This is a genomic window from Sphingomonas morindae (assembly GCF_023822065.1).
Lineage (GTDB): Bacteria > Pseudomonadota > Alphaproteobacteria > Sphingomonadales > Sphingomonadaceae > Solisphingomonas > Solisphingomonas morindae.
In genome coordinates, this window is the sequence record NZ_CP084930.1 from 927,313 (window position 1) to 950,949 (window position 23,637).

Sequence of the window (23,637 nt, forward strand, 5' to 3'; positions counted from 1 at the left end):
CCGCCAGCAAGGCGAGCATTCCAGAAAGTTCGTCCGAAGGACCGCTCATGTCAGAGGATTTCTACCGCATCCGCCGCCTGCCGCCCTATGTGTTCGCCGAGGTGAACGCGATGAAGGCGGCGGCGCGCGCGCGCGGCGAGGACATCATCGATCTCGGCATGGGCAATCCCGATGGCGCGCCGGCGCCGCACGTGATCGAGAAGCTGGCCGAGGTGGCGCGCGATCCCGCCGCCCATGGCTATTCCGCCTCCAAGGGCATCGCCGGGCTGCGGCGCGCGCAGGCGGGCTATTATCAGCGCCGCTTCGGGGTGGATCTCGATCCGGATTCGGAAGTGGTGGTGACGCTCGGCTCCAAGGAGGGGCTGGCCAATCTCGCTCAGGCGATCACCGCGCCGGGCGACGTGGTGCTCGCCCCCAATCCCAGCTATCCCATCCACACCTTCGGCTTCATCATCGCGGGCGCGGCGATCCGCTCCATCCCGGCCGCGCCGGGGCCGGATTTCTTCGCGCGGCTGGAACATGCCATCGCCTATACCGTGCCCAAGCCCTCGGTGCTGGTGATCGGCTATCCCTCCAACCCCACCGCCTATGTCGCCGATCTCGCCTTTTACGAGGAGGTCGTCGCCTTCGCCCGCGCGCACAAATTGTGGGTGCTGTCCGATCTCGCCTATTCCGAAATCTATTTCGGCGACACGCCGACGCCCTCGATCCTCCAGGTGCCGGGCGCCAAGGAGGTGGCGATCGAATTCACCTCCATGTCCAAGACCTATTCGATGGCGGGCTGGCGGATCGGCTTCGCGGTCGGCAACCGCACGCTGATCGCGGCGCTGACGCGGGTGAAATCCTATCTCGATTACGGCGCCTTCACCCCCATCCAGGCGGCGGCGGTGGCGGCGATCAACGGGCCGCAGGATATCGTCGAGCATAACCGCCAGCTCTACAAGCGCCGCCGCGACGTGCTGGTCGAGAGTTTCGGCCGCGCCGGCTGGGAGGTGCCGCCGCCCGCCGCCTCGATGTTCGCCTGGGCGCCGATCCCGCCCGCGCTGCGCCATCTCGGCGCGCTCGAATTCTCCAAGCAGCTGCTCAGCCACGCCCAGGTGGCGGTGGCGCCGGGCGTGGGCTTTGGCGAGGAGGGCGAGGGCTATGTGCGCATCGCGCTGGTCGAGAATGAGCATCGCATCCGCCAGGCGGCGCGCAACCTCAAACGCTATCTCCAGTCGATGGGGGTAAATGCCGCCGCGCCCGGCCGCCGCGCCGGCTGAGCGCGCCACCCGTCCCCGCTTCGCCCGTCCCGCCCCCTTGCGCCGGCCGCCGCAACCAAATCGGCGGACCGGCGGTTGGAGGGGCAGATGTGCAAGGGAGATGGATCATGAAGACGTTCATCCTCGCGGCGGCGATGGCCAGCCTCGCCGCGCCGCTGGCGACCGCGCCGCTCCAGGCCCAGCCGGGGCGCGACTGGGATCATCGCGGCGACGATCGCGACCATGATCGCGGCTGGCACGGCGATCGCCACGATTGGGATCCGTCCAACAGCTATCGCCGCGGCAATTATCGCGAGCGCCGGCTGGGCCGCAACGACGAGGTCTATCGCGGCCGCGACGGGCGCTATTACTGCAAGCGCAACGACGGCACGACCGGGCTGGTGATCGGCGCGCTCGGCGGCGGCGTGGCGGGCAATCTGCTCGGCGGCGGCACGCTCGGCACGCTGCTCGGCGCGGGCGGCGGCGCGCTGCTCGGCCGCTCGATCGATCGCGGCAATGTGCGGTGCCGCTGAGCGCGGCTGACGCACGCTCCTAACCGAAAACGCCCGTCGGGCGATTTCATTATTGCTCCGGCCCTCCCGTCGTGCCAGCGCTCGCGCCGGTTCTACGGGAGGGTTTTTGCATGGCACAGCCGTTGCGCGTCGCGCTCGCGGGTCTCGGCACGGTGGGCGCGGGGGTCATCGCCCTGATCGACGCCAATCGCGATCTCATCGCGCGGCGCGCCGGCCGGCCGATCGAGATCGTCGCCGTCTCGGCGCGCGATCGGGCGCGCGATCGCGGCGTCGATCTCACCCGCTTCGCCTGGCTGGACGATACGCGCGCGCTCGGCCAGCGCGACGATGTCGATGTGGTGGTGGAGCTGATCGGCGGCGCCGATGGCCCCGCGCTCACCTTGGCCCGCGAGGCGCTCGGCCAGGGCAAGCATTTCGTCACCGCCAACAAGGCGATGATCGCGCATCACGGGCTCGCGCTCGCGGCCGAGGCGGAGCGGCTCCAGCGCGCCTTCAAATATGAGGCGGCGGTGGCGGGCGGCATCCCCGTCATCAAGGGGCTGCGCGAGGGCGCCGCCGCCAATGCGCTGACCCGCGTCTATGGCATCCTCAACGGCACCTGCAATTACATCCTCTCCACCATGGAGAGCGAAGGCGCCGATTTCGCCGCCGTGCTCGCCGAGGCGCAGCGGCTGGGCTATGCCGAGGCCGATCCCGGCTTCGACATCGACGGCGTCGACGCCGCGCACAAACTCTCGATCCTCGCCAGCCTCGCCTTCGGCTCGCGCCTCGATTTCGAGGCCGTCGCCATCACCGGCATCCGCCAGATCATCGCCGCCGATATCGCTCAGGCCCAGGCGCTGGGCTATCGCGTGCGGCTCGTCGGCATCGCCGAGACCAGCCCCGAAGGCAGCAGCACCGCCGGCCTGTTCCAGCGCGTCCATCCCTGCCTGGTGCCGCTGCACCACCCGCTCGCCCATGTCGCGGGCTCGCTCAACGCCGTGGTGGCGGAAGGCAATTTCGTCGGCCGGCTGCTGTTCGAGGGGCGCGGCGCCGGCGCCGGGCCGACCGCCTCGGCGGTGGTGGCGGATCTGATCGACATCGCCCGGGGCGAGCTTGGCCCCGCCTTCGCCATGCCCGTCGCCGCGCTCGAGGCCCAGCCCCCCGCCCCCGCCGGCGAACGCCGCGCGCGCGCCTATCTGCGCTTCTCGGTGGCCGACCGGCCCGGCGTGCTCGCCGAGATCGCGGCGGCGATGCGCGACGCCAATGTCTCGATCGAAAGCCTCATCCAGCGCGGCCAGACACCCGAGGGCGGCGCGCTGGTGGCGCTCGTCACGCACGAAGGCCCCGAACGCTGCGTCGCCGACGCACTCGCCCGCCTCGACGGCTCGCCCAGCCTGCTCGGCCAGCCGATGTGGATGCATATTCTGGACGTGTGAGGGGGGCATGGCCCGCCGGGCACGCGCAGACCGACCGCCTCGCCGCCTCATCCCCCGAACATCGCCCGCAACAACGTGAGGCTCGTCTTGTCCCGCCGGACCAGCGCGGCGTCGATCAGGGCGATGCGCGCGTTGCAGATCGCGAGCGGCGGCCCCTCGCGGTGCAGCGCCCGCACAAACGCCGCGCGGTTGAGGCGCGCGCGCGTCATCGCTTCGTCCATGAGGGTCGACGGGACGGTGTAGGTGCCGGTGTTCTTCACATCGTCGGCCGGCGGCGTGCCGGTGCGGATCGCGCGCGCGAGCAGGGCGTAGCTATCTTTGCTCAGATCGCGCCGGTCCGGGCCCCTGTCGCGGCCCTCGAGGACCGCGACGCATGTCTCGGGCGCGGCGCGCTCGGCCCAGCGGAGCCGCTGCTCGTAATAGGTCGCAAAGTCCAGCACCAGCTTGCCGTCCCCGTCGCGCAGCACGCGCGCCAGGAGGTGCGAGAGGATGATGTCGGTCTTTTTCACCAATGCCTGGAAAGCCGGGTGCGGATCGCTGCCGCGCCGCGCCCGCGCGCTGTCCCACTCCCGCTTCAGCCGCGCGTACAGATCAGGGTTCACCCTCGGCAGCTCGGGCAGACTCAACGCGCCATTGGTGAACAGGGAAAGCAATTGTTCCAGATCCTGGTCCAAGACGACCAGTTCGGGAGCGGGCGCTACCACCTCAAAGGCCGGACGGGCCGGTGGCTGCACGCGATTTGGGTCGGGCGGCGACGATACGTGAAAGATCATGCCCAGTAAGATGGGCCCAAAAACAGACATGAGCATCAGCGCCATCAATCTTGCCGGCGCGGACAGACCCGCCTGATCGATCACAGTATCGAGGATCCTCCGGCATCGCTCGCGATAGAGGATACCGATCGGGAACGGCGCCGCGCGCTGTCGCTTGATGCGATCCGCCCACCAGGCATGCGAGTCTTCGTTCAGCCCGGCAAGGATCGTCGGGTGATAATTCCGCGCATAGGCCAGCATATATTCGACGCGGGGGCCGGATAACCAACCGTCGATCCAGCCGCGCACCCCCGATGGCGGCGCTTGCCGCAGCCGGCGCAGATACCGGTACATGCGGCGGTTCTCCGTGCGCAGCTCGGCCTCGAAGCTCAGATCCCTGGCGCGCTTGAGGATCCAGTCGATCACCGGCGGCCGGTGCAGCGCGCTATCGTCGCTGTCCCAGCGGAAATAGGCGATCGCCCGATCGATCATCGGATCGCTGCGCGGCGTACCCTCGGAGATGGTCTCCGCGAAGAAGCGCTCGACCTGTTGGGCATGCGCCAGATTCTGCATCGCCGGATCGGCGAGGATCCGCTCGACCAGCGCCGTCATCTCCTCCTGCGAAACGCTGCGGCTGCGATCGTGCACCATCGCGTGCAGCGCATGCAGCGCCTCGAAATCGGCCTGCCCGCGCAGGTCGGGCGCACGCTCGATCGGAAGAAGATCCGGCGCCGCCGCGGCGACCGGTTCGGGCGCGGCGGCCCCCGCCGGATCGGCCGCGGCCTCTCCGGCACCCTCGGCGTCGTCGCCGTCCTCGACGTCCTCGGCCTCGTCGGCATCCTCGGCGTCGTCGGCCTCCTCCTCCTCCGCCTGCTGTTCGGCCAGATACATCGCCCAGTCGCGCGCCTCGCGCAGCGCGGCGAAGCCTTCGGGATCCGTCTCCGGATCCATCGCCTTCAGCAGCCGCGCATAGGCCTTGCGGATCTCCCGGATATCGCCGGTCGGGTCGATGCCCAGCGTTGCCCAGGGCCCCATCACAGGTAGCGCTCGCCCTCGATGGCATCCAGCTGCTCGGTCACCATCGCCATCGCCTCGGCGATCGCGCGGGGATCCTGCGTGGCGAGCACGCCTTGGAAATGCGCCAGCAGCCGCCCGGCCCGCGCGCGCCGCTCGCCGACAAAGGATTCGAAGCAGCGCTCGGCGCGGGCGATCAGCGCCTGGTTGGCGGCCTGGTCGCGCGGGTGGATCTTGAGCGCGGCCAGCGCGGCGCGGCGTTCCTCCGCCTCGGCCCGGTCCAACCCCTCGCCCTCGTTGATGACGGCCACGCGCTTCTCGCCGGTCTCGGGCACGGTCACGTCCACCTCGAGCAGCCCGCTCACGTCATAGGTGAAGCGGCAGTCGACCGTGATCTCGCCGGCGGCACGCGGCGGCACCGCGATCTCGACGCTGCCGAGCCTTATGTTCGCCGCCACCGTGCGCGCCTCGCCCTGGTAGATGTTGAACACGATCCGGTTCTGCTGCGGGTGTACGGTGGAGAAGCAGTGGACCCGGCTGGCGGGCAACACGGTGTTGCGCTCGATGATGGGCTGGAACAGCCCCCTGTGCAGCGTGCCGCTGGCGTCGTGCTCCGCCACCTCGACGCCCAGGCTGAACGGGCAGACATCGGTCAGGCGGATCTCGGCGAGGTCGGCCTTGCGTTCGCGCAGCCCCGCCTGCACCCCCGCGCCCAGCGCAATCGCGTGGTCGGGATGAACGGAGGCGTTGGGGAAGCGCGCGAACATCCGCGTCACCGCCTTGCGCACGATCGGCATCCGCGTGGCGCCGCCGACCAGCACGATCTCGCTCATGGCATCGGCATACAGCTTGCTGTCGCGCATCGCCCGCAGCACCGGCTCGCGCAGGCGGTCGAGCAGCGGGGCTGCGGCGGCCTCGAACTCTTCGGCCGTGATCTCGGTCGATAGCAGCGTGTCCCGCCAGACGAGTTCGAAGGTCGCGGTCTCCGCCTCGCTCAGCGCGCGGCGGGTCCGCTCGGCGGCGGCGCGGATCTGCTCGCGCAGCTTGTCCTGCGCCGGATTGAGCGGCAGGCGCAGCCGTTCCTTGGCGATGCCGGCGATGACTTCGTTGAAATCCTCGCCGCCCAGCCGATTGTCGCCCGCCGAGGCGCGGACCTCGATCACCCCGTCGAAGATCTCGACGATCGAGACGTCGAACGTGCCGCCGCCCAGGTCGAAGACGAGGAAGGGATCGCGGTCCTCCCGCTCGGCGATGCCGAAGGCGAGCGCGGCGGCGGTGGGTTCGTTGACCAGCCGCTCCACTTTGAGCCCGGCCAGCTCGCCGGCGCGCCGCGTCGCCTTGCGCTGGCGATCGCTGAAATAGGCGGGCACGGTGATCACCGCGCTGGTGACCTCTTCGCCGCAATGGCGCTCCGCATCGGCCTTGAGGCTCTTGAGCACCAGCGCCGAGACTTCCTCGGCGGTGAACGACGAGCGTCCGAGCTGGATCGGCTTCTGCGTGCCGATCAGCCGCTTGAACGCGGTCGCGGTGCGATCCGGATGGACGGGCTGGCGATCAAGCGCGGCCCGGCCGACCAGCACGTCGCCATTGTCGGTCAGGCTCACCGCCGAGGGCGTCAGAAATTCGCCCAGGCTGTTTGGAATCAGCTCGGGCCCGCCATCCCCCCAGCGCGCGATGGCGCTGTTGGTCGTGCCAAGATCGATGCCTACGATCACGAAACCCCCCTGCGCCACCCCCTGACGACTAATGCTATAGTAGAGCGCTCGGGCGCCCGAGCGGCCATGGGGGGGCCTTAATCTCGGCGGAATGGCCAGCGCTGGCGCTGACAAGGGCACATGATGCGCGCGGCGGAGTGTCCGCCGCCGGGTCTTGGGAGAACGGCGCGTGACCGGCCCTCTTATCCTTCCGGTGCGGCAGGCCGGCGTCACGCTGCCGGCGGCCAACCCTTGAGAAAAGTCCAGGCCCGCCCCATCGAAGCTATCCGGGCTGGGCGGTCGCGGACGCTTCGCTGTCGGGGCGCGAAGCGGTTGGCGCGCGCGTCCGCCACGCGATTTCTGCGTTCACGGCCTAGCGGCGACCGACGGGCGCGCGCGGCGGGGCGGGGCGGGGCGGGGCGGGCAAGAAAGCTTCTGGTCGTTGATCTCGACGGGCTCATTCTTAAGCGGCGTGGACAAATTCAGCCGTGCCGGATCGTCCGTCGTCCCGCCTCAGGTGAGAAACATCGTCATGATGGCGGTCCGGCGACCGTCAACTACGACGGGAATAACACCGTCATTAAGCAGACTGTTGTGCCAGCATTTGAACAATCTGCTAAGACAATATCCGACGCTCTCAACAATGCCAACCCATTCTCGATTATCGTCAATGGGAAAGTGACGACGGCTGATGAAATTGCCGACATCACACACCACTTCGATTTCAAGTTCACAGAGGGCGTAGCCTATCCGGATCATAATTACGGGGGACAAACCCAGTATGATCCGGCTACGGGTCGGTACGTCTCGAATATGGATGCGACCGGAACCGCGGCGGGCTACGCGGCTCAGGGCCCTGACGGGGTCAACTACATCGAACTGCATGAGATTGCGCACAAGCTCCAGATTTCCCGGCAGTTTCAGCAGACGCAGTATTCTGACTTCCTGAACCAACATAATCAGGACCCAACTGGCTGGTCCGACTCAGCCCAGTTTGACGCCGTTGAAAGGTTTGCGAACGACATTACGGAGGCGATTGAGCTACAACTCCACATCAATGTGAAGACGGACGTGCCACATGGCTACTAAGTTCACCGCCCTGCTATGCTCGACCCTGGCTCTCAGCGCCGCGTCGGCCTTGGCCGAAAGCTATCAGCCGCAGGTTTTTGCGTTTGGTCCGCTGGTCCTCGACCTTCATCATCAGATGGTGCGGTTTGGCCCGGAGGATCGGCCTCTCGTGGACTGCTCCGATCCAAGCACATTTTGTGTCCGCTCCGACCTTGTCACTTTCGCGGTTCCGAGGCGCTGTGCCGATCTTCAGAAGGAGAGATTTGGCTCGGGTGACGTCGAAACGATTGTTCTACAAAGAAAGGTCGACGGCGGCACCAAGCCGGACTTTGCACGAGAAATGCTCCTCGGAAATCCTTCTCGCCCAAACGTGGTTGTCGGGTATGAAGCGACCTTTGGCGTTACCTATATCTTCTATGACTCGCAGCGGAAGCTGGACCTTGTCAAGCTTGCGCGCGAGGGTAAGCTGACTGAAATGGTCAAAACTGACAACTACACCTTCAACATAAAGCGACGACTTATTACCTTTGATAAACTTGCACCTTGCGAAGCCTAGGCTGCGCGGGCAAAATCAGGACGCCTGCTGCCTAGGCGGCTCGGACAAATTCAGCCGTGCCGGATCGTCCTTCGTCCCGCCAAGCGTAATTTGGCAGCGTCGGCTGCCACCGATTACTGGCTGAGGCACAGGGGCTAACAACGAAATTATGAGCCTCCACCAGGCGGTGGCAGCCGCACAGCCTGGTGGCTGAGAGCCGATCGCAGCATCACTTCAGTGCGCTGAGAATGACGGACAGGCGGGAACGATGGCGAGGACTTCTTCAGCCTACGCATAATGCCGAGGTTTCGCACAGAAAGCGCACAGGCTATGGTCCGACGGTCTGACCAAGCCCGAAGGCCAAGGGCGAGGCGGACGGGATTGGAGGCCGCCGAGCCTTCAGCCGGCCGGGCGCGAAGTCATCCGGGTTCGCCGAAGCTTCGCATTTGCCCGTTCACCGGTCAGCGCAGGTTCGCCCGTCCCGTGCCACAGGGGGGGCCTCATCTGCGTGACCCCAGCCCCGCGCGAGAGAGCGGGTCTAAAGCGGTCCGCCACAGGGCCGCACCCCGGGTGCCCGAGGCACGCGAGGACGCGCCAGGCCGGCTCTCCCCCGCCCCGTAGCGTCCCCGCCGCGCGCCCGCTTATCCTACAGAGCGCCACGCTGCCCGATCGGGCGCACCCCCTCGCCTCGCCCCCCTCCGATCGCCACCGCCCCGCCCCCGAAACCCCACCGCCCCGCTTCCTTCCCCCGGTGCGATCGGCTATGCGGCGGCGATGCAGCTTTCTCCCCCCTGCGGGGTCACGCGCTCGATCACCGGCCAGGCCTGGCGGTGGCGCGGGCTCGCCGCCGATGCCGGATTCCAGCCCGAGGCGCTGGTCGATCAGCTGCTGCTGGCGCGAGGCTGCGCGCGCGAGGCGCTGGCCGCGCACCGCGCGCCGACGATCCGCGATTTCATGCCCGATCCTTCGCTGTTCCGCGATATGGACGCGGCGGCGGCGCGGCTGGCCGATGCGGTCGCGGCGGGCGAGGCGATCACCGTGTTCGGCGATTATGATGTCGATGGCGCCACCTCGGCGGCGCTGCTGGTGCGGCTGCTCGGCGCGTTGGGGGTGCGGGCGGGGCACTATATCCCCGATCGCCTGCTCGAAGGCTATGGCCCCTCGGCGGACGCGCTGGTCGGGCTCAAGCGCGCGGGCGCGTCGCTGGTGGTGACGGTGGATTGCGGCGCGCTCGCCTTCGAGGCGCTGGCGGCGGCGCGCGCGGCGGGGCTCGATGTGATCGTGGTCGATCACCACAAGTGCGAGACGCGGCTGCCGGAGGCGCTGGCGATCGTCAATCCCAACCGGCTCGACGAGGCGGACCAGGCCGCGCAGCACGGCCATCTCGCGGCGGTGGGCATGGCCTTTCTGCTCGGCGCGGCGCTGGTCCGCACGCTGCGCGCGCGCGGCTGGTTCGCCGGCCGGGCCGAGCCGCGGCTGCTCGATCTGCTCGATCTCGTCGCGCTCGGCACGGTGGCGGATGTGGCGGCGCTGCGCGGGCTCAACCGCGCCTTTGTCGCCCAGGGCCTCAAGGTGCTGGCGCAGGGGCGGAATATCGGGCTGGCGGCGCTGGTGGAGGCGGCCCGGCTGAAGCGGCCGCCGAGCTGCACCGATCTCGGCTTCGCGCTCGGGCCGCGCATCAATGCCGGCGGCCGGGTCGGCCGCGCCGATCTCGGCGTGCGGCTGCTCACCACCGAGGATCCGGCCGAGGCGCGCGCCATCGCGCTCGAGCTGGACCGGCTCAACGAGGAGCGCCGCGCCATCGAGCAGGCGGTGCGCGACGAGGCGGAGGCGCTCGCCGCCACCGCCGGCGATCGCGCCGTGGCGCTGGTGGCGGGGGCGGGCTGGCATCCCGGCGTGATCGGCATCGTCGCCGGCCGGCTCAAGGAAAGGCTCGGCCGCCCCGCCATCGTCATCGCGCTCGATGAGACGGGCGCCGGCAAGGGCTCGGGCCGCTCGATCGCGGGGGTGGATCTCGGCGCGGCGGTGCTCGCGGCGCGCGAATCTGGGCTGCTGCTGGCGGGCGGCGGCCATGCCATGGCGGCCGGCCTCAGCGTCGCGCCGGGCGGCGTGCCGGCGCTGGCGGCGTTTCTGGAGGAGCGGCTCGCCGGCGCGGTCGCCGCCGCCACGGCGGAGCGCGCGCTGCTGCTCGATGCGGTGGTCGCGCCCGGCGGCGTCACCCCCTCGCTGGTGGAGGCGATGGAGGCGGGCGGCCCCTATGGCGCCGGCTGGCCCTCGCCGCGCGTCGCGGCCGGGCGGGTGCGCGTGGTGCGCGCCGATTGCGTCGGCACCGGCCATGTCCGCGCGATCGTCGCCGGCAGCGACGGGCGATCGATCAAGGCCATGGCGTTCAACGCCGCGCAGGGCCCGCTCGGCCAGGCGCTGCTCGGCGCGCCGCCGCACCGCAGCCTGTGGCTCGCCGGCCGCGCCCGCATCGATGATTGGTCCGGACGCGCCGCCGCCGAACTCCATGTCGACGACGCCGCCTGGGCGGACGAGGCCGCTTGACCCCGCCCCCCGCCTCGCCTAAGCGACCCCCCACCCAGGACGGCCCCTTCGTCTAGCGGTCTAGGACGCGGCCCTTTCACGGCTGAAACACGGGTTCGATTCCCGTAGGGGTCACCAAATCCGCCACCCTCTTGATCGGCGTTCCCACAGGCGTAGCATCCCCGGCAAAGACACGGGAGAGGCACGTGGCGGGATCGATGATGGCGGCGGGCCTGCTGGCCCTGCTGCAGGCGGCGGCGTCCGCGCCGTCCCCCGCACCCCAGGCGCCCCCCGCCGCCTCGCAGGCCTCCGCCCCGCAGGACCCGTCCCCCGCCCCGGCCGCGCCGCGCGATCCGGCGCCGGACGCCGCCGCCCCGCCGGTCGATGCCAGCACCGTCCCCGGCGCCCCCGCCAGCACCGCCGTGCGGCTCCACGAGGTCGATACGCGCATGACGGTGCCCGTGCTCATCAACGGCAAGGGACCCTATCGCTTCATCGTCGATAGCGGCGCCACGCGCACCATCATCTCGGGCGCGCTCGCCGCCCTGCTCGGCCTGCCCTCGGCGGGCGCGGTGTCGCTGCACAGCATCGGCGGCGAAAGCCGCGTGCCGGCGGTGCGCATCGATTCCCTCTATGTCGGCGCGCTGCCCGCCAAGGCGCTGGTCGCGCCCGTGCTCGACGCCGGCAATCTCGGCGGCCTCGGCATTCTCGGCATTGATACGCTCAAGGGCAAGAAGATGGTGATCGATCTCGTGCGCCACAGCATGACGATCAGCCCCGCCGATGCCTATGCGCCCCGGCCCGGCAGCAACGAGATCGTCGTCACCGCGCGCAGCCGGCTCGGCCAGCTCGTGCTCGCCGATGCCGATGCGGCGGGGCAGAAAATCTATGCCGTGGTGGATACCGGCAGCATGGTCACGCTCGGCAATCTCACCCTGCGCGACAAGCTTGTCCGCCACCGCCGCGCGACGCCCCAGCCGGTCACCATCACCGATGTCACCGGCCGCACCATCGTCGCCAGCTCGGCGCCGATCCGCGATCTCCGGCTTGGCGCGGCGCATCTCGCCAATGTCGTGCTCGCCTTCGACGATGCCCATGCCTTTGAGCGGTTCGGCCTCGCCAAGAAGCCGGCGATGCTGCTCGGCATGGATATCATGCAGGCGTTCAGCCGCGTCTCGATCGATTTCGCCCGCCGCACCGTCCGCCTGACCCGGCCCGAGGAGAAGGACGCGGCGCCGATCGTCCGGCTCAATCCGGAGGGCTGAGCCGCCGCCCGAGTCGCGCCCGCCCGCCCGGCCGGCGCACGCCTGCCGGCTCGGCTCGGCGCGAGGCGGCGCCGCTTCGTCGCCGCCTGCACAGGCGATGCAGTACGCCATCATCGGACATAATCCGAAGTCCATTGCCAAAACCATAATGGTCGTAATAAGTAGCCGCGTCGCGAGTGTTTGCGCCGGAAACTCCGGAAGATAGCCGTACTCGCACCTGGGGGGAGACGGTCTGTGTCAAGTGTCGTTACGGTTGCGTCCAGCCGTCTTGCCAACGGAAATCAGGCCCAGCTCAGCTTCCGTCCCGATGATGACCAGAGTCTCACCGGCGAGTTGGTGCTGACGCTCACCAATTCCAGCAAGCCGGGCTTCTCTCGGACGGTGGATCTGGGCCACACCCAATATGAAAGCACCGACGGCATCGTCACCGCCCCCAAGGGCGCGTCGATCCTGACCTGGACGGGCGACAACCAGACCCATGCGGTGCTGTTCAACCAGGACGGCGTGATCCTCAACACCGTCGATCGCAGCGGCGATGGCTTCGTCACCGGCAATTCGCTGATCAACCCCGATGGCTCGCTGGGCTTCTCGACCTACAGCTTCGGCGCGAGCCAGGCGGTGGACACGATCAACTTCCGCGCCAATGGCGTGATCATGTCGGAGAATCTCACCAGCATCGTCCTGTCCGACTATGTCTCGCACACCAATTTCTACGATCGCTCCGGCGCGCTGATCGGCTCCCGCCCCGGCACCGACGCGATCCGCGAGGAGGTCAGCACCGATGCCGCCACCGGCGTGCGGACCGACACCTATTATGATCTGGCCGGCCATTATGCGGGCTCGGAGCGGATCGCCGCCAATGGCAGCCTGATCTATTATGACGGGCTCCAGCTCAACGCCGCCGGCGATGCCTATGAGCATGTCATCACCACCTACAATGCCGATGGCTCCTACCATGTCCGGCATCTGGATGATCCGCAGCCCAATGTGCAGGCCTTCAACGCGGCGGGCACGCTGATCGGCTCCGATGTGCGCCAGGACAATGGCGATCGGCTGGTGGTGGACTATGATCCCGCCCATCCCGGCGCGATGCTGCGCTCCACCGTGCTGCATCAGGATGGCAGCAAGGCCGTCGAGACCTTCGTCACCGGCCAGACCTATGCCACCCAGACGCTGAGCTATGACGATCAGGGCAAGCTCACCCAGCTCGAGCGCGACTATGCCGATGGCAGCGTGCAGATGCGGCAGAGCTTCGGCGCCGATGGCAGCAGCGCCGTCACCAGCTTCGATACGCACGGCCGCACCGTCTCCAGCGTCCTCACCGCCGCGGGCGGCGCCAAGGATGTGGTGAGCTTCAGCTATGCCGACGACAGCGCCGCCAAGCCGAGCAGCGCGGTCGCCACCCATTATGCGGCGTCGGGCACCAAGATCCTCACCGACACGAGCAATGCGGACGGCAGCCACCGCATCCAGGCGCTGGTATCGGGGGTGACGCTGGCGGGCCATGCCGGATCGGACGATCTGCTGGTGGGGGCGCCGCTCGGCTCCACCACCCTGGCCTTTGGCGAGTCGATCGGTCACGATACGGTGTGGAACTTCAAGCCGGGCACGGCCGCGCACCATGATGTGATCCAGCTCTCGGCCTCGCTCGCCAGCGATTTCCAGCATCTCCAGTCGCACCTCTCCACGGTCGGCGGCGACACGCTGATCAGCTTCGATTCGCACAATTCGATCCTGCTGCACGGCGTCACCGCCAGCAGCCTCGTCGCGTCGGACTTCGCCTTCGTCTGAGCCGAAGTCCGGCTCCGCCCCCGGCCCGACCGGGGGCGGACGGATCACCGGACCTCGACCGGCCCGGTGAAGCTGTTGCCGCCCAATGCCACCTTGCTTTCATAGGCGAACAGCGCGCGCCGCCCCGCCGCCGCGCGCACCGTATTGTTGGTCACGGTGCCCGAGGCGAGATTATAGTTGAGTTCGCCATTCTCGTCCCCGCAATTGGCGCCCTTCACCGGGCAGCTATGGCTGCCGCTGACGATGTTCTTGTTCATCGTCACCCCGGTCGAGCGATAGGCGCGGATGCCCGAGCCGCCCGACCGCTCCACGACATTGCCCTCGATCAGCACGATTCCGGCATAGCGCGGATCGAGCCCCTGCGCGCGATCCACCATGATGCCGTTGCCGTCGGTCGGCTTGGCGTTGAGCGGATCCTGCCAGAAGGGCACGCTATTGGCCGAATCCCGCACCGTGTTCACGCGGATGCGCACCCCCTTGGCGCCGCCGCCGGCGGGGGTGCGGCCATAGTGGAAGTCGATCCCGCTCGGATCCTGGATGCTCCACCAGCCCGTCCGCTCGACCCGGTTGCTGCTGATCTCAACATCGTCGACATTCTGCGCATAGATTCCCGCGCCCGCGCAATCATGCACGTACACGCCCGAGATCAGCACATGATCGGCGCGCACGGCGATGCAATATTGGTTGAAGCGCTGGTGCGTCGGCGCCTTGCCGCTGGCCTTCTCGGCGCGGTAATTGGCCTGGGCCTGATCGTAGCTGATGCTCCGCAGCGTGCCCACCACCTCGCCGCCGACGATCCGCACATAGGGGGCCGCCACGTCCAGCGTGAACAGCGAGACATCGTCGCTCGGGTCATGCTCCAGCCGCGCGCCGGCGGCGAAGCGGTAGAAAATGGGCTGGCTCGCGCTGCCGCCGCGCCCGATCCAGACCGGGCCGGGATAGCGGCCCGCCGCGATCTGCACCTCGTCGCCCGGCAAGGTGAGGCTCGCCGCGCGCCCGATCGTCGCGCAGGCCTCGGCGGCGGACAGGCAGGTCCTGGTGTCGCCGCCGCCCGGCGCGACATAGAGCGTCCGCCCCGCCGCCGGCGCGAGCGGCGCAAATCCGCAAAGAAGCAGCGGTACGACCCCGCCTATAGTGATACGCATCTACTCGTCTCCCCAACACGGTCAAAGACGGGACGGGATCTGCCGCCGGCGCCCGGGCCCGGCAAGGCGCGGGCGGCGCGGCGAGCGCGGGGCGCGGCGAGCCACGCACGGCCTGCTTCTTTGTCATGCCTCCGCCATGCTCCGGCGGGGCCGCGCCCGGTAGGCCGGCATGGCGGACGAGGAACGGCGCGATCCCCGGATCGTTGGCCGGGCGTCCTGCAGGGACCGTTTTTGCAATGCGGAGAGAGATGATGAAGACCATGCTCATCGGTGCCGTCGCGATCACCGCGCTCGGCGCGGCCGTCAGCCCCGCCTTCGGCCAGGACGCCTCGAGCCTGCCGCCGGGCGCCGCCCGGGATCAGGCCTATAACCGCGCGATCAAGCATGATCAGGCGTACAACCAGTCGCTCAAGGGCGCGCCCACGCCCGAGACGCACGATCAGGCCGTGGCCCGCGACGAGGCCTATAACCGGGCCAAGCGCGCCAATGCCGCCGGAATCGCGCATGACGAGCAGTATCACGAGGCGACCGCCCGCGATGAGGCCTATAACCGCAAGCTGAAGGGCAATCCCGCGCCCGAGACCCATGCTCAGGCGGTGGCGCACGACCAGGCCTATAATGCCGGCGCCAAGCGCGACAAGGCCTATCACGAGGCGCATCCCAACGGCCATTGAGGCCTGATCGGGCCGGGCGGCGCGATGCCGTCGTCCGGCCCGCTTTCTAGCGGCGGCGTTCGTAGAGTTCGAGCCGATCGACTCCCAAGCCGCGCGCGTCCAGCAGCCGCCACCGGCCATGCGCCGCGTCCAGCCCGGCAAGGCCGATCCCTCCCAGCGCCGCGCGGCCCGCGCCGATCAGGAGCGGCGCACGATACAGCAGCAGCCGATCCACCAGATCCTCGGCGAGGAAGGCCGCCGCCGCGCCCGCGCCGCCCTCGACCAGCAGATGATCCACCCCCGCCAGCGCCGCCGCCGCGCGCGGGCTCTCCACCCAGGTCCAGCCCGCCGGCAGATCGGCCGGGGTTCGCGCCAGCAGCAGCCGGCGCGGCGCGCGCGCCTCCAGCCCGGGCAGCCGCACGTCCAGTCGCGGCGCATCGGCGCGCAGCGTGCCGCCGCCGATGCAGATCGCCTCGGCGCGCGTCCGTTCCAGATGGGCATGGGCGCGCGCCTCGGCGCCCGTGATCCAGCGGCTCTCCCCCGAGGCCAAGGCGATGCAGCCGTCGAGCGAGGTGGCGAGCTTGAGCGTCACCTCCGCCCGCCCCTGGTAGCGGCGCTGGAGAAAGCCCGCCATGGTACGGGCCGCCTGATCGGCGCCGATCCCGATCGTCACGCCGATGCCGGCGGCGCGCAGCCGGGCGAAGCCCGCGCCGGCGGTGCGGGGATCGGGATCGGTGAGCGCCGCCACCACCCGCGCCGGCCCCGCCGCCGCGAGAAGATCGGCGCAGGCCGGCCCGCGCGGCGAGACATGGGCGCACGGCTCGAGCGTGACGAAGACGGTCGCGCCGCGCGCCGCCGCCCCCGCTTCCGCCAGCGCCATCGCCTCGGCATGGGGACGGCCGCCGGGCTGGGTCCAGCCGCGCCCTACCACCACGCCCTCGCGCACGATCAGGCAACCGACATTGGGGTTGGGCGCGGTCCGCCCGCGGCCCCGCTCGGACAGGGCGAGCGCCGCCGCCATCCAGCGCCTGTCCGCGCCTTCGCGACCCGCCGCCCCGCCGTCTACCCCGCCGCTCGCCATCGACACCTCTCCTCCCCCCGCCCCGCTCCGCCTCAGCGCGGCAGCACCCGCGCCGCCTGCAGCCGGGCGATGGCATCGAGCAGCGCCTGGCCGCTGTCCACCGTCTCGGCGAAGCCGGCGCGGCGGATCTTGCCCATGTCCGACACGAGATCGAAGGCGGAATGGAAGACGAAATCGCCAAAGCCCCACTGCACCGCCGCGTCATAGGGCGTGTCCACCAGCCCCTGCGCCGCGACCAGGCGCCGCCAGGCGGGCCCCTGGTCCGCCAGGCGCGTGGCGAGCGTCATCGGCAGGGGCGGCCCGGGCGGCAGCGCCAGCGCGGCGCCGATCCGCTCCCAGATCCGGCGCCAGCGAAAGGGTTCGTGCACATAGTTGAAGGCCTGGCCCCGCGCCGCCTCGGCGGTCGCCGCCCATAGGCTGGCGCGCGCCAGCGCGTGCGCATCGGTCAGCTGCGCGAACACCCCGTCATAGACCTGCGCCGGGCCGGGAAAGCGGAAGGCCGCCCCCGCCGCCCGCACCAGCGCCGCATAGGCGCCGATCACCATGGCGATGTTCATCGGATTGCCGGCGGCATCGCCGATCACCACGTCGGGCCGCAGCAGGGCGAAGTCGGGACCCCCGGCGGCCGCCCGGCGGCGCAGCGCATCCTCCTGCGCGAAGTAGAAATTCGCGCCCAGGGGGCGGATCGGATCATCCTCGTAGAAGGGCGCCGGCACGGGGCCGAGATGCACGCCATAGACTTTGGCGCCCTGGTACAGCACCACCCGCTCCACCGGCGCGCCCGCCGCCGCCAGGCCATCCAGCAGCGTCTCGAGCATGGCGCCGTTGACCGCCTCCTCCTCCGCCAGATCGGCGCGCGGGCTGAGCGCGGCATAGAAGACATGGGTCACGTCGCCGGCGGCCATCAGCGCGGCGCGCGCGGCGGCGGGATCGGTGAGATCGGCGGCGATCGCGCCGGCGCGCGGATCGGCCCGCCGGCCCAGCGGCCGCGCCCGCCAGCCCGGCGTCTCCGCCAGCGTTTCCAGCAGGGCCTTGCCGATGATGCCATGGGCCCCGGCGACGAGCGCGACGCGGTCGGCCATCGTCCGGCTCAGGCCAGATGCCGCAGGAAGGTCACCGTCGGCGCGCCGTCCAGCAGCGTGTCGAAGCGCGCCGCCAGCGAGAGGAAGGGCGGCGCGGCCTCGTGCGCGTCCAGCGCCGCGCGATCCGCCCAGCGTTCGATCATCACGATGCGGCGCGGATCGTCGCGGTCCACATACATGCTATAGGCGAGACAGCCCGGCTCCTCGCGCACGGCGGGAATGATGGCGCGCAGCGCATCGGCGAGCGCATCCTCCTGGCCGGGACGGGCGACGAGCGTCGCCACCAGATCGAGCGGATCGGCGGAAGGCTGGCTGGACATGATGATCTCCTCGGCGGCGGCCGCGTCGCGGCACGGCCATGCGCCATCGCTAAACCGCCGGGCGGCCCCTGGCGATCCGACGTTTTTCGCAATGCACAAAGCCAAGGCTCCCCCTCCGCCCCGCGCCTGACCTAAAGGAGCGCGGACATTGTCGCGCTTGGGGGCTTACTGGATGGAAGAAGTGGTCAATCTCCTGCGGCGCAAAAGGAAGTGGCGCGCCGCGCGGGCCGCCGGCCGGCTCGAGCGCCCCGCCACCGGCTTTGCGGTGGATTGCGCTGCTCCGCCGCACCCGTCACGCTGCGCCGCTAGGGGGCGGTGATGCACGACGAGCGATTCGACAGCCTGAGCGAACGGCAGCGCCTCTACCTCCGCCTCGTCTTCACCCATCACAATTCGTCCGAGATCGGCCGCCAGACCGGGTCGAGCCCGGACGCCGTCGACAAGCAGTTGAAGATCGCGATGCGCAGGCTCGGTGTGTCGAGCCGGTTTGAGGCGGCGCGCCAGTTCGCCGCCTATGAATCCGGGGTCCAGCCTTCGGACCCCCCAGCCACCGGACCTTCTCTCCCCCCGGTCCGGTCGCTTCCTCTGCCGGTGCCGACCAAGGCGAACCCGGCGAACACGCTGTCCTGGCGACAGGTGCTGATCTGGGGATTGGTGATCGGGCTCCTCGGCCCAGCGCTCATCACGCTGGCCGCCGCCGCGCTCGAAGCCGCCGATCACGTCCTTGGCGGCGCCGGACATCCATAGGTGCCGCTGCGTGTGGCTTGGGAGATAAGTATGACGGATCGCGCAACCATCGCCCGACTGATCGCGAACGACGTTCGCCGGGCCGAAGCCTCGATCACCAGTGCCGTCCGGGATACGTCCGCCTTTCTCGTAACGCTGTGCGAAGGCGATCTGGCCGACGATCTCGGCGCGGCCACGCTTCAGATCGCGCTGGAGCGCACCAGCCTCGGCATCCAGTCGCTGGTCGAGAGCCGCCGCCGGATCGGCTGCGAAACGCATAGCTATCTCGAGAAGGTCGGCCGCCGGATCGGACTGGACGAGACAGCCTGGGGCGAAAAGCCCGCGAACATCGCGCAGTTGGGCTTGATGGAGGGCAATGACATCTCCCCCGAGCCAGCCATGACAGATCGTTGAGCGAGGCTCAGCACGAGGGATTTGCAACTGGCAATGCTGTCGCTGCTCGCATACAATCTGTTTCTGCTTGGGGTGTGTATCTATGCCCTTGTTGCTGGCGGCCGGCCTGAAAAGATTGCTGCGGCTGTAAACTTGGTGGCGTCCTTCGCGTCAGCTGTGGTTTTCAGGCTTGGCCTTGCGGATATGCGTCTCTTTGCTCCACCGATAATCACAATAGATTTGATGGTGTTGCTGTGCTTCTTCTGGCTTGCCGTGCGCACCGATCGCTTCTGGCCGATCTGGTGCTTCGGTTTCGCCGTGTCCGATGTCGCCATCCATTTCGCGCGCTGGTTCACGCCGGCCAAGCCGTTCGCCTACGCGACCGCGATAGCGATTTGGGCTTATCTCGCGCTTCTGGCGCTTCTCTTGGGCACCCTCCGGGCCGCGCGCCGGCCCGCAGACCCGAACGGAGGTTTTAGACCATGGAAACCGGCAACCCCCTCGGCACCCCCTCCTCGCCCGCCACGTCCGATGTCCGGGCGGAACTGATCAACGCCTTGCACCGCTCGCTCGCCACCGCGCCCGGCCAGGCGACGATCCGGCTGATGCTGGCACGCCGTCTGCTCGCCGGCCGCCAGCGCCGCGCCATGATGATCCCCGGCGTCAGCTTCGGCGAGCCCGCCTGGGATATTCTGCTCGATCTCTACGTGGCCGCGCGCGAGCATCGCCGCGTCTCGGTGTCGGATGCGTGCATCGCCGCGCAGGTGCCGCCCACCACCGCGGTGCGCTGGATCAAGCGGCTGGAAGCGCAGGGCGCCGTGGTCCGCCATCCCGATCCCGATGATCGCCGCCGCTGGTTCGTCAGCCTCTCGGTCGCGCTCCTCGCCTCGGTCGATCAGTGGCTCGATGCGGAATGGCAGTCGCTGAGCAAGATGCAGGCCTGACCGGCGCTTTGGCTCAGCGGGGCCGCGGGATGATTCCGGCCGCCTTCAGCGCCGCCAGCCGTGCCGCGTCCAGCCCCAGCGCCGCCGCCAGCACCGCCTCGGTGTCCGCGCCCAGCCGGGGCGGCGCCCGCCTATAGCTGGGCGGCGTCGCCGAAAGCTTGGCCGGAAAGCCCGGCACCCGCACCGGCGGCCCCTCGCCGCGCGTCAGGCTCTGCACCAGCCCGCGATGCGCGATCTGCGGATCGGCCAAAGCCTCGCCCACGCTGTTCACCTTGCCCCCCGGCAGGCCCGCCGCCGCCATCGCCTCGGCCAGCCGCGCCACCGGCCAGCGCGCCAGCCGCGCGCCCAGCGCCTCGTCCAGCGCCGCGCGGTGCGCGTGGCGCGCGGCATTGGTGGCGAAGCGCGCGTCCTCGGCCAGTTCGGGCGCCTCGATCAGCCGGGCGAAGGCCTGGAACTGCCGATCATTGCCGAGCGCGACGAGGATCTCGCCATCGGCGCAGGCATAATCCTGATAGGGCACCAGCGTGGGATGCGCGTTGGCGAGCCGCTGCGGCGCCAGCCCGCCGTTGAGCGCGTTGGACGCCTGGTTGGCGAGCAGCGCCACCTGCGTGTCGAACAGCGCGCAATCGATATACTGGCCCTCGCCCGTGGCGTCGCGGTGGCGCAGCGCGGCGAGAATGGCGATCGTCGCATAGAGGCCGGTGAACAGGTCGCTCACCGGCACGCCCACCTTGAGCGGACCGCCGCCGGGCGCCGCGTCGGGGCGGCCTGTCACGCTCATCAGCCCGCTCATGCCCTGAATCAGGAAATCATAGCCGCCGCGGTCGCGATAGGGCCCGTCCTGGCCGAAGCCCGTGATCGAGCAATAGATGAGCCGCGGGCTCTGCGCGCGCAGGCTGGCCTGGTCCAGCCCATATTTGGCGAGACCGCCGACGCGGAAATTCTCGATCACCACATCGCTCGTCGCCGCCAGCGCGCGCACCAGATCGGCGCCCTCGGTCCGGCTGATATCGATCGCGACCGAGTGCTTGTTGCGGTTGGCGGCGGCGAAATAGGCGGAATCGCCCGATCCGTCGTCCAGAAAGGGCGGCCCCCAGCGGCGCGTATCGTCGCCATGGCGCGGCTCCTCGATCTTGATGATCTCGGCGCCGAGATCGCCCAGGATCTGCGTCGCCCAGGGCCCCGCCAGCACCCGCGACAGATCGAGCACGCGCAGCCCCGCCAGCGCGCCCGTCGTCCCGCCCGTCTCCGCCATCCTCGCCTCCTCGTTCAGCCCGCTATGCCGAGAAGCGCGGCGAGGAGCCAGAGGTCGGCCAGCACGATCCCGGCGAACAGCGCCCAGGCGATCCCCGCCACCGGCCGCGCCAGGCGGAAGCGGCCCATGATCGCCGGATTGGCGGTAAAGCCGATCAGCGGCGCCAGCGCGAAGGGCAATTGGAGCGAGAGCACCACCTGGGTGAGCACCAGCAGCTTGCCCACGCCGCCATCGCCAAAGGCCAGCACCCCGGCCAGGGCCGGGCCCAGCGCCAGCCCGCGCGTGATCAGCCGGCGCTGCCAGCAGGGGATGCGCAGGTCCAGAAAGCCTTCCAGCACCACCTGGCCGGCGATGGTGCCGGTGAAGGTGGCGCTCTGTCCCGAGGCGAGCAGCGCCACGCCGAACAGGATCGGCGCCACCGCCGCGCCGGTCAGCGGCTCGAGCAGGTGGAAGGCATCGCCGATCTCGGCCACGGCCTCATGGCCGGAGCCGTGGAAGACGGTGGCGGCGACGATCAGGATCGCCATGTTCACCAGCGTCGCCAGCGCCAGCGCGGCGATGGTGTCGATCCGCGCATAGCGCAACCGGTCGCCGAAGCCGATCGACGCCGCGCCGCGCGTCTGCACGATGGCCGAGTGGAGATAGAGATTGTGCGGCATCACCGTGGCGCCGAGAATGCCGACGGCGAGATACACAGCGTGCGGATCGGAAAACAGCCCGGCCGAGGGCAACAGCCCCGCCAGCACCGCCGCCGGCGCGGGCGGCGCCAGCGCGATCTGCGCCACGAAACAGCCCGCGATGGTGGCGATCAACCCGAGCACGATCGCCTCCAACTCGCGGAAGCCATGGCCCTTCAGCCCCAGCACCAGCACCGTATCCAGCGCGGTGAGCAGCACGCCCAGCCAGAGCGGCAGGCCGAACAGCAGCGTGATGGCGAGCGCGCTGCCCAGCACCTCGGCGATGTCGGTGGCGATGATCGCCAGTTCGGCAAGCAGCCAGAGGCCGCGCGTCACGCCGCGCGGATAGTGCGCCCGCGCCATCTGGGCGAGATCGCGCCCGGTCACGAGCCCCAGCCGCACGCTCAGCGATTGCAGCAGCATCGCCGCCAGCCCGCAGCCCAGCACCACGCACAGCAGGCCATAGCCGAAGCGCGAGCCCGCCTCGATGTCGGTCGCCCAATTGCCGGGATCCATATAGCCGACCGACACCAGCAGGCCGGGGCCGAGGAAGCGCAGCAGCCGGCCGAGCGTCGGCGCGCCTTCGGGCACGCGCACCGATCCCTGCACCTCGGGCGGGCAGAAGGGGGCGGTCGCGGTCTTGGGCAAGGTGAACACGATCGGTGCTGGTACGCACCGGACCGGCCGGGAGCAATCGGCGCGGCTCGATCACAGTCATCGAAGGCGGCGGGGTTCGCGCCGCGCGGCGGGATCGGCTATGGCGGCGCGATGCCCTGCCGCGCATCCGCCCCGCCGCGCACGCCGCCCCCCGCCCCCGTCGCGAGGCGCGGATGAGCGGCGGCGTCCTTGTCGTCGATGACGAGTTCCCGATCCGCCGTCTGCTCCGCAACAGCCTGGAACGCGCGGGCTATGCGGTGCTGGAGGCGGCCGATGGCGCGGCCGCGCTGGCGGCGGTGGAGCATCATGATCCGGCGGCGGTGCTGCTCGATCTCGGCCTGCCCGATCGCGACGGCCTGTCGCTCGTGCCGATCCTGCGCAAGCGTCCCCGGCTCGCGCTGCTCATCGTCTCGGCGCGCGACGCGACCGGCGAGAAGGTGGCGGCGCTCGATCTCGGCGCCGACGATTATGTCACCAAGCCGTTCGACAGCGACGAAGTGCTGGCGCGGCTGCGCGCGGCGCTGCGGCATCGCGGCCATGAAACGGCGCGCGCCGCCCGGCTCCGCGCGGGCGCGATCGAGATCGATCTCGAGCATCGCCTCATCCGCCGCCCCGACGGCGAGGCGCATCTGACGCGCAAGGAGCATGACGTGCTCGCCGCGCTCGCCGCCGCGCCCGGCCGGGTCGTCACCCACCAGCGTATTCTCGAGGCGGCATGGCCGCTCGATCATGATCGCAAGATCGAATATCTGCGCATCGTCATCCGCAATCTGCGCCAGAAGATCGAGCCGGCCGATGCGGTCGGCAGCGTGATCGTCAACGAACTCGGCATCGGCTACCGGCTGCGCGCCGAGCCCTGAAGGCTAT

Annotated in this window: 22 protein-coding genes and 1 tRNA gene; 14 read left to right on the forward strand and 9 right to left on the reverse strand. The window is 69.8% G+C overall.

All coding sequences use genetic code 11. The features are described 5' to 3' along the window. The first annotated feature begins 47 nt into the window (after positions 1 to 47). The 3 genes from LHA26_RS04605 (at position 48) to LHA26_RS04615 (ending at position 3,192) form a co-directional block, all read left to right on the forward strand. Positions 48 to 1,262, forward strand: a complete 1,215-nt coding sequence (locus LHA26_RS04605) for an LL-diaminopimelate aminotransferase (protein WP_252167560.1) — start codon at positions 48 to 50, stop codon at positions 1,260 to 1,262. Positions 1,263 to 1,369: 107 nt separating this feature from the next. Continuing rightward, positions 1,370 to 1,774 carry a glycine zipper 2TM domain-containing protein gene (locus LHA26_RS04610; RefSeq protein WP_252167561.1) on the forward strand — a complete coding sequence of 135 codons (405 nt, stop codon included), beginning with the start codon at positions 1,370 to 1,372 and terminating at the stop codon, positions 1,772 to 1,774. A 110-nt stretch (positions 1,775 to 1,884) separates the two neighbouring features. Continuing rightward, positions 1,885 to 3,192, forward strand: a complete 1,308-nt coding sequence (locus tag LHA26_RS04615; protein ID WP_252167562.1) for a homoserine dehydrogenase — start codon at positions 1,885 to 1,887, stop codon at positions 3,190 to 3,192. A gap of 47 nt (positions 3,193 to 3,239) precedes the next feature. Here the strand turns inward: LHA26_RS04615 and LHA26_RS04620 are convergent, their stop codons facing one another. After that, positions 3,240 to 4,982 carry a hypothetical protein gene (locus LHA26_RS04620; protein WP_252167563.1) on the reverse strand — a complete coding sequence of 581 codons (1,743 nt, stop codon included), beginning with the start codon at positions 4,980 to 4,982 and terminating at the stop codon, positions 3,240 to 3,242. Continuing rightward, positions 4,979 to 6,673, reverse strand: coding sequence for an Hsp70 family protein (locus LHA26_RS04625; protein ID WP_252167564.1), 1,695 nt, complete (start codon positions 6,671 to 6,673; stop codon positions 4,979 to 4,981). The genes LHA26_RS04620 and LHA26_RS04625 overlap by 4 nt, the downstream gene beginning before the upstream one ends. 312 nt (positions 6,674 to 6,985) lie before the next feature. On the opposite strand from LHA26_RS04625, the gene LHA26_RS04630 reads away from it, so the two are divergent. From LHA26_RS04630 to LHA26_RS04655, 6 genes are all read left to right on the forward strand, one after another. Beyond that, the gene (locus tag LHA26_RS04630; protein ID WP_252167565.1) at positions 6,986 to 7,741 is read left to right on the forward strand and encodes a hypothetical protein; all 756 of its coding nucleotides are present in this window, start codon (positions 6,986 to 6,988) and stop codon (positions 7,739 to 7,741) included. Then, positions 7,731 to 8,276: a hypothetical protein gene (locus LHA26_RS04635; RefSeq protein WP_252167566.1), complete on the forward strand. Its 546-nt coding sequence runs from the start codon at positions 7,731 to 7,733 to the stop codon at positions 8,274 to 8,276. The genes LHA26_RS04630 and LHA26_RS04635 overlap by 11 nt, the downstream gene beginning before the upstream one ends. Before the next feature lie 753 nt (positions 8,277 to 9,029). Then, complete coding sequence (gene recJ, locus LHA26_RS04640; RefSeq protein WP_252167567.1) at positions 9,030 to 10,802, forward strand: single-stranded-DNA-specific exonuclease RecJ; 1,773 nt, start codon at positions 9,030 to 9,032, stop codon at positions 10,800 to 10,802. A 41-nt stretch (positions 10,803 to 10,843) separates the two neighbouring features. After that, positions 10,844 to 10,919, forward strand: a tRNA-Glu gene (locus tag LHA26_RS04645). Between the two features lie 68 nt (positions 10,920 to 10,987). Then, positions 10,988 to 12,046 carry a retropepsin-like aspartic protease gene (locus LHA26_RS04650; RefSeq protein WP_252167568.1) on the forward strand — a complete coding sequence of 353 codons (1,059 nt, stop codon included), beginning with the start codon at positions 10,988 to 10,990 and terminating at the stop codon, positions 12,044 to 12,046. Positions 12,047 to 12,280: 234 nt separating this feature from the next. Then, positions 12,281 to 13,837 carry a hypothetical protein gene (locus tag LHA26_RS04655; protein ID WP_252167569.1) on the forward strand — a complete coding sequence of 519 codons (1,557 nt, stop codon included), beginning with the start codon at positions 12,281 to 12,283 and terminating at the stop codon, positions 13,835 to 13,837. 44 nt (positions 13,838 to 13,881) lie between these two features. Here LHA26_RS04655 and LHA26_RS04660 read toward each other — a convergent pair whose 3' ends face one another. Next, on the reverse strand, positions 13,882 to 14,982 hold the full coding sequence (locus LHA26_RS04660; RefSeq protein WP_252167570.1) for a right-handed parallel beta-helix repeat-containing protein: 1,101 nt from the start codon (positions 14,980 to 14,982) through the stop codon (positions 13,882 to 13,884). Positions 14,983 to 15,230: 248 nt separating this feature from the next. Between LHA26_RS04660 and LHA26_RS04665 the strand changes: the two genes are divergently transcribed. Next, entirely contained in the window at positions 15,231 to 15,656 is a 426-nt protein-coding gene (locus LHA26_RS04665; protein ID WP_252167571.1) for a hypothetical protein, read from the forward strand. 46 nt (positions 15,657 to 15,702) lie between these two features. Here LHA26_RS04665 and ribD read toward each other — a convergent pair whose 3' ends face one another. The 3 genes from ribD to LHA26_RS04680 all read right to left on the reverse strand — a co-directional run bounded on the left by ribD (position 15,703) and on the right by LHA26_RS04680 (position 18,118). Beyond that, on the reverse strand, positions 15,703 to 16,656 hold the full coding sequence (gene ribD, locus LHA26_RS04670) for a bifunctional diaminohydroxyphosphoribosylaminopyrimidine deaminase/5-amino-6-(5-phosphoribosylamino)uracil reductase RibD (RefSeq protein WP_252168295.1): 954 nt from the start codon (positions 16,654 to 16,656) through the stop codon (positions 15,703 to 15,705). A 92-nt stretch (positions 16,657 to 16,748) separates the two neighbouring features. Then, positions 16,749 to 17,798 carry an NAD-dependent epimerase/dehydratase family protein gene (locus LHA26_RS04675; RefSeq protein WP_252167572.1) on the reverse strand — a complete coding sequence of 350 codons (1,050 nt, stop codon included), beginning with the start codon at positions 17,796 to 17,798 and terminating at the stop codon, positions 16,749 to 16,751. 8 nt (positions 17,799 to 17,806) lie between these two features. Further along, on the reverse strand, positions 17,807 to 18,118 hold the full coding sequence (locus LHA26_RS04680) for a putative quinol monooxygenase (RefSeq protein ID WP_252167573.1): 312 nt from the start codon (positions 18,116 to 18,118) through the stop codon (positions 17,807 to 17,809). 318 nt (positions 18,119 to 18,436) lie between these two features. Between LHA26_RS04680 and LHA26_RS04685 the strand changes: the two genes are divergently transcribed. Together LHA26_RS04685 and LHA26_RS04690 are read left to right on the forward strand one after the other, a co-directional pair. Then, the gene (locus tag LHA26_RS04685; protein WP_252167574.1) at positions 18,437 to 18,865 is read left to right on the forward strand and encodes a helix-turn-helix domain-containing protein; all 429 of its coding nucleotides are present in this window, start codon (positions 18,437 to 18,439) and stop codon (positions 18,863 to 18,865) included. Between the two features lie 30 nt (positions 18,866 to 18,895). Beyond that, entirely contained in the window at positions 18,896 to 19,258 is a 363-nt protein-coding gene (locus LHA26_RS04690) for a hypothetical protein (protein ID WP_252167575.1), read from the forward strand. 150 nt (positions 19,259 to 19,408) lie between these two features. Here the strand turns inward: LHA26_RS04690 and LHA26_RS04695 are convergent, their stop codons facing one another. Next, a complete protein-coding gene (locus tag LHA26_RS04695) occupies positions 19,409 to 19,576 on the reverse strand; it encodes a hypothetical protein (protein ID WP_252167576.1) in 168 nt (55 codons plus the stop codon). Positions 19,577 to 19,719: 143 nt separating this feature from the next. Here LHA26_RS04695 and LHA26_RS04700 point away from each other — a divergent pair, with 143 nt between their 5' ends. Beyond that, positions 19,720 to 20,181, forward strand: coding sequence for a MarR family transcriptional regulator (locus LHA26_RS04700; RefSeq protein WP_252167577.1), 462 nt, complete (start codon positions 19,720 to 19,722; stop codon positions 20,179 to 20,181). Between the two features lie 13 nt (positions 20,182 to 20,194). Here LHA26_RS04700 and LHA26_RS04705 read toward each other — a convergent pair whose 3' ends face one another. Both LHA26_RS04705 and LHA26_RS04710 read right to left on the reverse strand, forming a co-directional pair. Beyond that, entirely contained in the window at positions 20,195 to 21,436 is a 1,242-nt protein-coding gene (locus LHA26_RS04705; protein WP_252167578.1) for a CaiB/BaiF CoA transferase family protein, read from the reverse strand. A gap of 14 nt (positions 21,437 to 21,450) precedes the next feature. Next, complete coding sequence (locus LHA26_RS04710) at positions 21,451 to 22,770, reverse strand: Nramp family divalent metal transporter (protein ID WP_252167579.1); 1,320 nt, start codon at positions 22,768 to 22,770, stop codon at positions 21,451 to 21,453. Positions 22,771 to 22,943: 173 nt separating this feature from the next. Between LHA26_RS04710 and LHA26_RS04715 the strand changes: the two genes are divergently transcribed. Further along, positions 22,944 to 23,630, forward strand: coding sequence for a response regulator transcription factor (locus LHA26_RS04715; RefSeq protein ID WP_252167580.1), 687 nt, complete (start codon positions 22,944 to 22,946; stop codon positions 23,628 to 23,630). The last annotated feature ends 7 nt before the right edge of the window (positions 23,631 to 23,637 follow it).

Bases quoted from the DNA above. Each gene is read 5' to 3' on its own strand.
- LHA26_RS04715 (WP_252167580.1), top strand. From the start codon at position 22,944: ATGAGCGGCGGCGTCCTTGTCGTCGATGACGAGTTCCCGATCCGCCGT.
- LHA26_RS04635 (WP_252167566.1), top strand. From the start codon at position 7,731: ATGGCTACTAAGTTCACCGCCCTGCTATGCTCGACCCTGGCTCTCAGC.
- LHA26_RS04665 (WP_252167571.1), top strand. From the start codon at position 15,231: ATGATGAAGACCATGCTCATCGGTGCCGTCGCGATCACCGCGCTCGGC.
- LHA26_RS04685 (WP_252167574.1), top strand. From the start codon at position 18,437: ATGCACGACGAGCGATTCGACAGCCTGAGCGAACGGCAGCGCCTCTAC.
- recJ (WP_252167567.1), top strand. From the start codon at position 9,030: ATGCAGCTTTCTCCCCCCTGCGGGGTCACGCGCTCGATCACCGGCCAG.
- LHA26_RS04695 (WP_252167576.1), bottom strand. From the start codon at position 19,576: ATGGATGGCGACATCGGACACGGCGAAACCGAAGCACCAGATCGGCCA.
- LHA26_RS04675 (WP_252167572.1), bottom strand. From the start codon at position 17,798: ATGGCCGACCGCGTCGCGCTCGTCGCCGGGGCCCATGGCATCATCGGC.
- LHA26_RS04605 (WP_252167560.1), top strand. From the start codon at position 48: ATGTCAGAGGATTTCTACCGCATCCGCCGCCTGCCGCCCTATGTGTTC.
- ribD (WP_252168295.1), bottom strand. From the start codon at position 16,656: ATGGCGGCGGCGCTCGCCCTGTCCGAGCGGGGCCGCGGGCGGACCGCG.
- LHA26_RS04610 (WP_252167561.1), top strand. From the start codon at position 1,370: ATGAAGACGTTCATCCTCGCGGCGGCGATGGCCAGCCTCGCCGCGCCG.
- LHA26_RS04705 (WP_252167578.1), bottom strand. From the start codon at position 21,436: ATGGCGGAGACGGGCGGGACGACGGGCGCGCTGGCGGGGCTGCGCGTG.
- LHA26_RS04680 (WP_252167573.1), bottom strand. From the start codon at position 18,118: ATGTCCAGCCAGCCTTCCGCCGATCCGCTCGATCTGGTGGCGACGCTC.
- LHA26_RS04615 (WP_252167562.1), top strand. From the start codon at position 1,885: ATGGCACAGCCGTTGCGCGTCGCGCTCGCGGGTCTCGGCACGGTGGGC.
- LHA26_RS04690 (WP_252167575.1), top strand. From the start codon at position 18,896: ATGACGGATCGCGCAACCATCGCCCGACTGATCGCGAACGACGTTCGC.
- LHA26_RS04700 (WP_252167577.1), top strand. From the start codon at position 19,720: ATGGAAACCGGCAACCCCCTCGGCACCCCCTCCTCGCCCGCCACGTCC.
- LHA26_RS04660 (WP_252167570.1), bottom strand. From the start codon at position 14,982: ATGCGTATCACTATAGGCGGGGTCGTACCGCTGCTTCTTTGCGGATTT.